The organism is Lederbergia sp. NSJ-179, from assembly GCF_022867885.1.
Lineage (GTDB): Bacteria > Bacillota > Bacilli > Bacillales > Bacillaceae_C > Lederbergia.
In genome coordinates, this window is record NZ_JALIFP010000066.1 from 1 (window position 1) to 9,173 (window position 9,173).

Here is a 9,173-nt window from a genome sequence, read left to right on the forward strand (position 1 = left end):
AATAACAGCTTTCTTCCATTGCCTCAATTGATTAACATGAATTCCGTGATCAGAAGCAATTTCGCTTAGTGTTTTTTCCTCCTTCAAGATTTCTAGCACAATTTGAGATTTGAATTCTGATGTATATCGTTTTCTTTGTTTCATAAACCTACTTTAACATCTCCTCATTTCGTGTCTAGTTTCTTGGGTCCATTATACCCCTTTTCAAACCTGACTGATGGATGAAATATTTCACATAAAAATTTTAAGTAAATTTCATCGGTTCCATTTGCTAATTGAAATCGTTCATCCATAAGGACCCAACCATTAGGATAATCATCATTGTTTACCGTATGTTGACATATTTCACCTTCAGCATCAGAGAATCTGGAATCTAAACTTTGCATGTTTTTCAAATCATATAGTCTCTTTAGAAACTTAGGCTCTTCCAATCGTCCGAAATAATGGTAAATGACTTTCTTTGTTTCAAATAATTCATATATATCAATTCCGTTCTGAAACAACTCAAGAATATCACGTTTTGTTATCTCACTAATTCTGTTTGCGATTTCAAATCCCCTCTCCATATACGAGTATACAAGTGAAAACTAACAGGATTAAACTTATACACATGTTTTTACTTTTGTTTAAAGTCTTGTTTTTATAGTTTTTCCTTGAACACAATCATGAATCTCAACTTTGAGGTCAGATCCCTATCTAGCTCTTTTGTTTTACTGTAGTTAAAATTTGTGTCCTTCATCAGTATGTAGGTTCTCCAATTAATGCCTTAGCCAAATCATAAAGGTTATCATAATGGAGCATTAATATATTCTCAGACAATCTTTTTTGTCGCTTCAATTGATAGGTTCTATCGTTAAAGTTATTTCTTTTTCCAGCTACGACAACGTAGTGTATGCGAGAACTATCATATTTAATGAATTCCTCAGTCAAATCCTGCCTTGGTGATTTATATTTTTTAAATGTTTCATATAGTGTTCCGTAGTTGGACTCAAGCCAATATTTCCAGTCTATGACTTGTCTTTCACCTTTCCTCATTGCATCTCCTAAATGTCCGTTTGCTAAAGTAATATTTTTATGTGGATGTTCAAGCTCTACAAAAATAAATTCATACCCGCCTGAGTTTTTTCCCACAATTAAAAAATCCACTTGGTATGTATTACCTAATTGAAATTCTGGAAAAATAAATGCATCGTGATGACCAAATGAATAATACCCTTTCATTATAGATGCAATAATAAAATATGCCCTTTCTTTACGGATCCAGTTAAGAATCGACCTTTCATTCGAATTAGGATTTCCAACTATAGCAAGATATTCTTCTGTAAGAGAAGTTAAATACTCAATTTGTTGTAAATCTACTATGTCCAGATGGTTATTAGGAAACAAACTTTTATAGTGTCTAACAGCTACAGGGTACTCTCTGTATCGGCTCTTTCGTATTACTATATCACTATTTTCAAATCCTTGAACAATTTCTTTCTCTTTAAGAATTTCCCACTTGTCTTTCTCTTCTTGAGTAAGAGTGCAATAATTCCTTGAATGAATTTTCATCACCATTCCCCCTATAGATGTAGGGAAAGCAGTAAATCTACCCCTTTAATGTTCCATATGAATCCGATAAATAGCTAAAAGGTATAATACCGTAACAATACGACGACTATGACATACTTAAGTATATTACCGTTGTGATTTCACCACGAAAGTCAATTACTGCCTGCTTTCCCTATGCGACCAATAATTAATCTTACAGAATATACACCACTCAAAATACTCAGACGACTGTCCGTTGTCATTTACAAATTTGATAGATCATATTTACGAAACATCACTTTATCAATAAGATAGCCAAAAAGAATGGGTACTATTTAAGCCCATCCTTCATATTTTATTAGACGGTTATACAATTAACCCTTGTAATGATTCAACAAGTTTAGTCCCCAAAGTGAACAATGTTGTTCCAGCAGTAGCTAATTCACCAACGCTTTTAACTTTTTCAATCGCAGTTTTTATTATTATTTTCTTTGGTTTTTCACTATCCACTTCTTGTACTGCTGCTTCTAGTATTTCCGTAGTCTCCTCTTTGTCATCCTGTGAAATAGATTCATTCATATTAAGCTCTTCTACAAATTGTTCTGTTAATTCCTTTAATCCAGCAATCTTTGTTTCATTATATGTTTGGCTGGCAGTAATTGTACTCTGTCCCTCCGCATGGTTCAACTGACCTCTAAATTCTCCGATGTTGTATTGAGTATTAGATTTCCCATCAAGTCCCATGTCTATTTTCAACTCCCCTAGATAAGTTACAATATAATCAACAAGTGGTTTAGCAACTTGATTATTAAAGCTATCTACATGACTTTGTATTTTGTTAGATCCACCATAACCATATGCAATATTCATAATATCAAGCTCATTTTCCGAAATATAGTTCAACATTTGATAAATAAAGGCAATTTCCTCTTGCTCCCTAACAGGCAACTTAAACTTCGCATGAAATTCTTTCTCCTGGATTATTTTCTTAATGTCAAACTGTGTTGTATTGTTTTCCTGAATAAATTCTTTTATTACAGGTGAATCATCTATGAAAAAAAGAAACCTTTTTAAACATTCTTGGTACTCTTGAAAATTACAATTCAAGAATCTACTTGCTACTCTTCTAAAATTCAGTGATAGTTTTTTAAACTCCTTTTCCATAGAAGCAACATCTCCTCTCATTCTAATTCACCCCACAAAATGGGCAATAGATATTTTCTATAGTTTGGTCGGCATGTACTTTAATATTTTTATTGCAACAATGAAGCTGAACCTGTTCCAATTTCTCATCCTCTGTTAATAGGTTTGGTTGCTCCTCTTTAAATTTCTTGAAATCAAGAGTTAAACCAGAACCTTTCATCTTTCTACTTGCCTTTTTAAATGTGTCGTTCAGTTGTTGTTTCATAATATTCTTTGCAATTGTTTGTGCATGTTCAATAACGTCATCAGGTATAAACTTATTATTGTCATCGACTAAGCCGCAAGAAGGGCAGAATAATTCCATAGTATCCTCTGCGTCTATGTCACCTCCCAAAGCCTTGAATCTCTCTTTACAATATGGACATTCTAAAGAATAATATCCTTTACTATCAGTGGGTATTGTGATCTTTTGCTCCAAATTAACACCTCCAATTTTCTATTACAATTATACCATTTAAAACATGCACTGTTATTCAAACGAATATAGGGCATCATCCATAAAGTAAAAACTGTTTTGATTTGAGACTGCTATTTATAAGGTAAATAGAGGATTTCTCCATATTGTTGTCGAATAGAATCATATTATATTGAAAAAACATGTAAATGGGGTCTTAATAATGCACGAATATATATATAATCAAATGACTCACAACATTAAATTTGAAAGTAATGAATTACAGAACTTCTTTTGTAAAGAAGCTCCTGATCAAATTACTTCAGAGGAATCTGAAGGTTTTCATCTATATCTTACTGATATTATTCAAGGGATGTTTCATAGGGAGTTTTTTTCAGGTAGGCAAATAGATAAGAATGAAGAGGTTATTTCCAGTATTAGGGATCAATTAAAGAAAAAAACTCAAATAATTAGAAATGATATTCTTAATAAGTATCTCCAAAGTGAAAATCTACATATTTTGATGAGTAATGGTTGTTCTTTGTATGCAGGATCCAAGGCGATTAATACAAATGAAAAACAGGAACACACCATATTATTAGAGGATTACAAATTTGATGATAACGTTAATAACAAAGAAGCATTAGAAGATGTATTACTTAATCTAGCTAAGAAAAGGCCGGAACAAGCATTAGATGGATTATATGAAATGCTATCTTATTACCAAAATGTACTTCAAGATGACTCCATTAAAAGTCAGTTAGAAAAATTAGTTGATAGTTTTAAAGAAGTTTTTATCAAGAATTTTGTCCTAACAATTGATTATGGAAAAAATCATCTTCATAAAACGTTCTTAAAGAAGCTAGTTTCAAGGGGAACAAAAAGTAATAAGGTGAATATCTTCACTTTAAACTATGATTTGTTAATAGAAAAAACAGCGGAAGAACTTGGAATACATGTTAACAATGGATTTTCTGGATTTCATTATCGTTCTTTTAATCCCGCTTCATTTCATCTTGATACACATATTCAATATTCAGATGGAGGAAAGACTTATACTAAAGGAATTAATTTATTTAAGTTACATGGCTCACTTTCCTGGTTTTTTGACAATTACAAACCTCCATATGGAATCTCTGAAAAACAATTAGATTTTAAGATGTTGTCCACTGAAGGTGAAGGATCACTGATCCCAGATTGTATTATTTATCCCGTCCAATCTAAGAAAACATACTCTTTAGATTTACCTTATAGCGAAATGTTCCGCCAGTTTATTGAATTTTGTAATAAACCAAACTCTACTTTATTAGTAATGGGCTATAGTTTCCTTGATGAACACGTTAACGATTTAATTACCAATGCGTTGTCTAATCCTGACTTTAATTTAATTATTTTCTCTTATTCAAATAAGTCTGATGGAAATAATGCTCCATTTCTTCAAAGTTTAATAGAAAGGAGCTTTGAAGATTCCAGAATAACAATATTTTTCGGAAACTTTCTTGGGGATTTTCAATATATTACAAGTTATCTAGTACCATATCCTAACTTTGATAATAATGAGAAAATAATTCTCGATACATTAACAAGATTAAAAGGTGAGATGAATAACAATGTTTGATGGGGATGTACGTATAGGGAAAATTATAAAAATCGAGGGGTTAACAATACATATTGAAGTAACAGACGAAAACGTGGCTAATAAGCTGGTATTAAAGTATGGAATTAATGATTATGTAGCATCAATTAATAAAATGATTTACAGTATTTTACCAAATGGAAAAAGAATAATTGGAAGAATTTCAAAAGTCTTCGATAAAAACACCTTTATTCCTGATGATATTTTTGTTAAGAGTCATGATTCTTTTGTAATTGAAGCAACTTTGGTGGGAGTTTATGATGACTTTTTAATGAGATTCGATTCAGGTATTAATAGCTTCCCTATTATTGGTAGTGAAGTTTTTTCTATAAGTCAAGAAATACATCAATCTATTGTTAGTATAAATGCCACTTACAAACTACCAATCGGTACCAGTTATGATGATAACCAACTTGAAATCTCAGCAAATCCAGATATATTGTTTGGAAAACATATGGGGATATTCGGAAATACAGGTACGGGAAAAAGTTCTACAGTTGCCTCGCTTATTCAGGGTTTAAAAAGAAGACTACAAGATAAAAGTGGTAATCCAGTAAATATTAACCCCAAAATTATCATCTTCGATTCCAATGATGAGTATGAGCAGGCTTTTAAAGGAACGGAGTTTTCAGTAAGGAAAATAAAAAAAGAAGAATTATATTTACCACATTATCATTTAAGTTTTACTGAGTATTTCCAATTTTTGGGGGCAAGCCTTGGTGTACAAGCACCCATTCTAAAAAATTGTATAAAGTCACTTAGAGAAAAGACTGACATTGAGAACAAAGAAATCTTTCAATTTAGTGACCTTCAAGAAGAAATTAATAGATGGCTATGGAATAACGCTAGAAAAAAGGATAAAGACGGAAATATTACAAAAGAGTTTGATAATTTTAAAGCTAGCCAGTGGTTCAATTGGTGTTCAACAATGACGAATAGAATTCAAACTATTACTGATGATCCTAGAATCTATCATATTATAGAAAGCAGAGATACAGAAAAAAACACAATTGAGGAAATTGTAAATTCTGATAATGAAATCTATATAATTGAAGCGGACTTTGAAAAGGATGAATTAGATATTGTGATGTTTCTGTTTTCTAAATTGGTCTATGAATGGGCTATTAAAAATAGAAAAACAAGCAATATTGACAGTTTAGTAATTCTTTTCGAAGAAGCCCACCGCTATATTAATGAACTAGAACAGGAAGAATTCAAATTAGGGACATATTACATTGAACGCCTTGCACGGGAAGGTAGAAAGTTTGGCATCAGCCTGATAGTTTCGAGCCAAAGACCCTCTGAGCTCACAAAATCAATAGTCTCACAATGCAACTCATTTATTGTGCACAGAATAACTAACAAACTAGATTTAGAATTCATTAATAGGAATTTATCCAGTAATAATCAAGACTTGGTAAAGTTTGTGCCAGGATTGGAAAAACAATATGCTATTGTTTTCGGTGAAGCATTTGGTTACACAGATATAGTAAAAATCGCTGATGCAGCACCTGTACCTAATAGTGAGGATCCAGAGGTGATAGGGTCCTGGATACTAAAAGAATAAGTTCCCTTTTAAATTCATTGATTAATTCCAGTTATTCATTTAATTCGAGGCAAAACCGCTTATCCGAAAAGGGACACTCAAAGTAATTATATGTGAGCGTCCCTTTTGAATAAAATATTTGAACCTTGAAATCATATAATGTTAGCAGACATTCATAGGTTAACCAACAATTTTAACTTTATCATTAACACGTAAATACCTGATAAAACTCTCATTATCAGGAGTAATACCAGAGACTTTGAAGATTCCATCGAATCTGTATTTATTAAATCCAAGATTATTAATGAGCCAATTTGCAGTTGCTTTAAAAAATAAGCCTCAATGAAGGCCCTGTATATAAGAACAAGCAATCAGCCGGGCATATCGGATGCGACAGTCTATAAATGTCCTATGATACGGTTCACCGTGGTGCTCAAAGAGGCAAAAAACAGCATTGGAATTAAGCTTCCGATGCTGTTTTTAAATATAAAAGTTGCATTTTAAAAATCTTCAAATTAGTTTGTAATGCTTTTCAAAATCGTACTAAAATATGAAGGATACTTATTAAGTAAGTTAAGAATTTCCTCTCTGCTTTCCTTTAATTGCCTTTTGACATTTCTTCTAGTTAATTTACCGGGGCTAGAGAGTTTTGATTTTGAGCATAAATCAATACTAATAACACGATCAGTAAAACCTAGTTCATATAAAAATACAGATAACGTAGAAGGCAGTCCATATTTTATTCTTTTTTGTAATACCTTTATATTTTCAATGGTTTCATCATACTTATCAGAATAGTTAAAGTTAATTATCTCGGTGATTGCCCCTAATATTAATGTTCCTTCGTATGCTATAGTGACTCAAATCCATTGTTTCACAAGTTTCATCACTTGGGCAATATCATCATCATTGTACAACGCAAATTTACGCAACTTACTTTGCGTGTCATAAATTAAATTCAGTTCACTTCTTCTATTAATGTCGTTACTTCATAGAAAGGTTGGAATGCTTCTAATATTTCTTCTTCTGTGTTCACAAAATCTAAGATAAAAGTATCTTTCTTTCCTTGCATCGTTTGATTTAAACGGGATAGTGTTTGCACTGCTTTCACGCCACGTAATTTCTTGTCGACAAACATCGTATGAAGTAATGGCTCTTCAAAGCCTGTTTGATATTTCTCTGTAACAATTAATAAATTAAAGTAATCACCATGATATGGGGTTAGTTTCCTCCTTTTTAAAATAGCTGGACTGACTTTGATACTGGGGCGTAGGGTCAACGTTCATTGTACAGTTATATCATACATAACCAAACGAGAAACACTGTCCCTATCTCCAATAATGATTAAGCCCCTTCAAACACATCCACATTTTCATTTATATCATCTATAATACTTAATATCTCCCTAACATCCTGTATATTATCCTCAAACAACTCAGACACACTACCTAATGTTCTAAACGGATCTTGCTGTAAGACTTGCTTCTCCAAATAGCCATTTGCTACAACATAGTCAATGATTAATTTAACAAACTTAATTTGAGTAGCATTTAATCTCTCATCAGATAGAAACTCGGAAAATGCTGCATTTACTGCTCCACGGTCCAACCCTACAACTTGTCGAACGAGCTTTGTGATAGGAGTGTCTCCGAATTCACTTTCATAATCTTCCTGGGTGCCTAACTCGTTCCATAAAACATTTTCTAAAAATGCAATATCATCTTTTGTTAATGGCTTATTATGTCTTAATTTAAAAATAGCCATTTCATTTTGATGCTCTTTTAAATATTGATTCACACGTTTTTGATAGTTTCTCAAATCATTTGAACCGTAAATCGGTGTCCCTTCAACAATCACGTCAAATGTATCTTGGAAATTGGTATAAAAGTTTTTTCTAGTTTCTTTTTCCAAGAACTGTACTAATTCCCGCATTACTTCGCGTACTTCTTCTAGTTCAAAAATATTTGCTTTATCCCAAAACTCTGTTGATTGAACATTAATTAATAATTCTCTGTTTTCGTTAATTTTTGGTATCGTTCCTATTTCACTTAGTTTTTCAGCAGTATCAACTACAGTCCTAATAGGTTTTGTTGCTTTACGCGCACTCAAATACGCAAGCTCTATTGTATACATTACATTGTCAAAGCGTTTCGCCATCTCGTTATCATCATCTGGGATGATTAAAGGCGCTACTTCTTCCTTTAATTCCCTTACATCACTATTCGTCAAAGCTTTCCAAACATCTTCACTTTGGAACTTATGAACATATTTAATGTTCATCCTCACTTGGAAATTTTCTTCATTTAATCCTCTTACCTCTGAAAGAAGTTCATTAATCAGGCTGCTACGGTGGTTAATATAAGCTTCTTCCTGATAATCCAGCGTCTGCAATTCTTTAATGATTTCAACTCTTAAATTAAATAATCTTTCCGTTAAACTTACAGCAACATTTCCTTCGATTCCTTTAGGGTTCTCTCTGAAAAACTCGAAGTTCCCAACGTAGTCAAAGATGAGAAAGTATTCTTTATCCTGCCCCGGGCCGAATAAATCTTCACATAACCTCGTGCCACGGCCAATCATTTGCCAGAACTTTGTTTTTGAACGCACTTTTTTGAAGAACACTAAGTTCACAACTTCTGGAACATCAATTCCTGTATCTAACATATCAACTGACACGGCGATATGTGGTTCAGAATCCTTCATTTTAAAGTCATCAATGATGGAGTGAGCATACTTAATGCTATAGAGGTAATTGCGATGTCTCACACCTCAAGTGAGACAAGGGGTTAAGGAGAGACCAGAATTTATTTTCCCCCAAAATGAGACGGTATAATGCACTTTTAAGAGATGGGAATGGAAAAAAT

7 protein-coding genes and 3 pseudogenes are annotated in these 9,173 nt (G+C 32.6%); 2 read left to right on the forward strand and 8 right to left on the reverse strand.

The genetic code is table 11. The features are described 5' to 3' along the window. From MUB24_RS22340 to MUB24_RS22360, 5 genes and pseudogenes are all read right to left on the reverse strand, one after another. A partial coding sequence (locus tag MUB24_RS22340; protein WP_244705165.1) for a transposase occupies positions 1-144 on the reverse strand: 144 nt, incomplete at its 3' end. Between the two features lie 50 nt (positions 145-194). Then, positions 195-566: pseudogene (locus MUB24_RS22345) on the reverse strand (AbiJ-related protein); the annotation flags it as partial. 172 nt (positions 567-738) lie between these two features. After that, positions 739-1,551, reverse strand: coding sequence for a Shedu anti-phage system protein SduA domain-containing protein (locus MUB24_RS22350; protein WP_244707846.1), 813 nt, complete (start codon positions 1,549-1,551; stop codon positions 739-741). A 345-nt stretch (positions 1,552-1,896) separates the two neighbouring features. Beyond that, positions 1,897-2,715: a hypothetical protein gene (locus tag MUB24_RS22355; protein WP_244707850.1), complete on the reverse strand. Its 819-nt coding sequence runs from the start codon at positions 2,713-2,715 to the stop codon at positions 1,897-1,899. Between the two features lies 1 nt (position 2,716). Further along, positions 2,717-3,151, reverse strand: coding sequence for a hypothetical protein (locus MUB24_RS22360; protein WP_244707852.1), 435 nt, complete (start codon positions 3,149-3,151; stop codon positions 2,717-2,719). A gap of 199 nt (positions 3,152-3,350) precedes the next feature. Here MUB24_RS22360 and MUB24_RS22365 point away from each other — a divergent pair, with 199 nt between their 5' ends. Further along, positions 3,351-4,745 (forward strand): SIR2 family protein, encoded by a 1,395-nt coding sequence (locus MUB24_RS22365; protein ID WP_244707855.1) that lies wholly within the window; start codon positions 3,351-3,353, stop codon positions 4,743-4,745. After that, a complete protein-coding gene (locus MUB24_RS22370) occupies positions 4,738-6,330 on the forward strand; it encodes an ATP-binding protein (RefSeq protein ID WP_244707857.1) in 1,593 nt (530 codons plus the stop codon). Before MUB24_RS22365 ends, MUB24_RS22370 begins: the two co-directional genes overlap by 8 nt. Positions 6,331-6,489: 159 nt before the next feature. Here the strand turns inward: MUB24_RS22370 and MUB24_RS23795 are convergent, their stop codons facing one another. The 3 genes and pseudogenes from MUB24_RS23795 to MUB24_RS22380 all read right to left on the reverse strand — a co-directional run. After that, positions 6,490-6,615, reverse strand: coding sequence for a hypothetical protein (locus tag MUB24_RS23795; protein ID WP_396426809.1), 126 nt, complete (start codon positions 6,613-6,615; stop codon positions 6,490-6,492). A gap of 563 nt (positions 6,616-7,178) precedes the next feature. Beyond that, a pseudogene (locus tag MUB24_RS22375) lies at positions 7,179-7,525 on the reverse strand (type I restriction enzyme subunit R domain-containing protein); the annotation flags it as partial. A 128-nt stretch (positions 7,526-7,653) separates the two neighbouring features. Beyond that, positions 7,654-9,054 (reverse strand): annotated as a pseudogene (locus tag MUB24_RS22380) (type I restriction-modification enzyme R subunit C-terminal domain-containing protein); the annotation flags it as partial. Positions 9,055-9,173: the final 119 nt, after the last annotated feature.

Coding starts and splice junctions, on each gene's coding strand:
- MUB24_RS22355 (WP_244707850.1), bottom strand. CDS start 2,715: ATGAGAGGAGATGTTGCTTCTATGGAAAAGGAGTTTAAAAAACTATCA.
- MUB24_RS22365 (WP_244707855.1), top strand. CDS start 3,351: ATGCACGAATATATATATAATCAAATGACTCACAACATTAAATTTGAA.
- MUB24_RS22350 (WP_244707846.1), bottom strand. CDS start 1,551: ATGAAAATTCATTCAAGGAATTATTGCACTCTTACTCAAGAAGAGAAA.
- MUB24_RS22370 (WP_244707857.1), top strand. CDS start 4,738: ATGTTTGATGGGGATGTACGTATAGGGAAAATTATAAAAATCGAGGGG.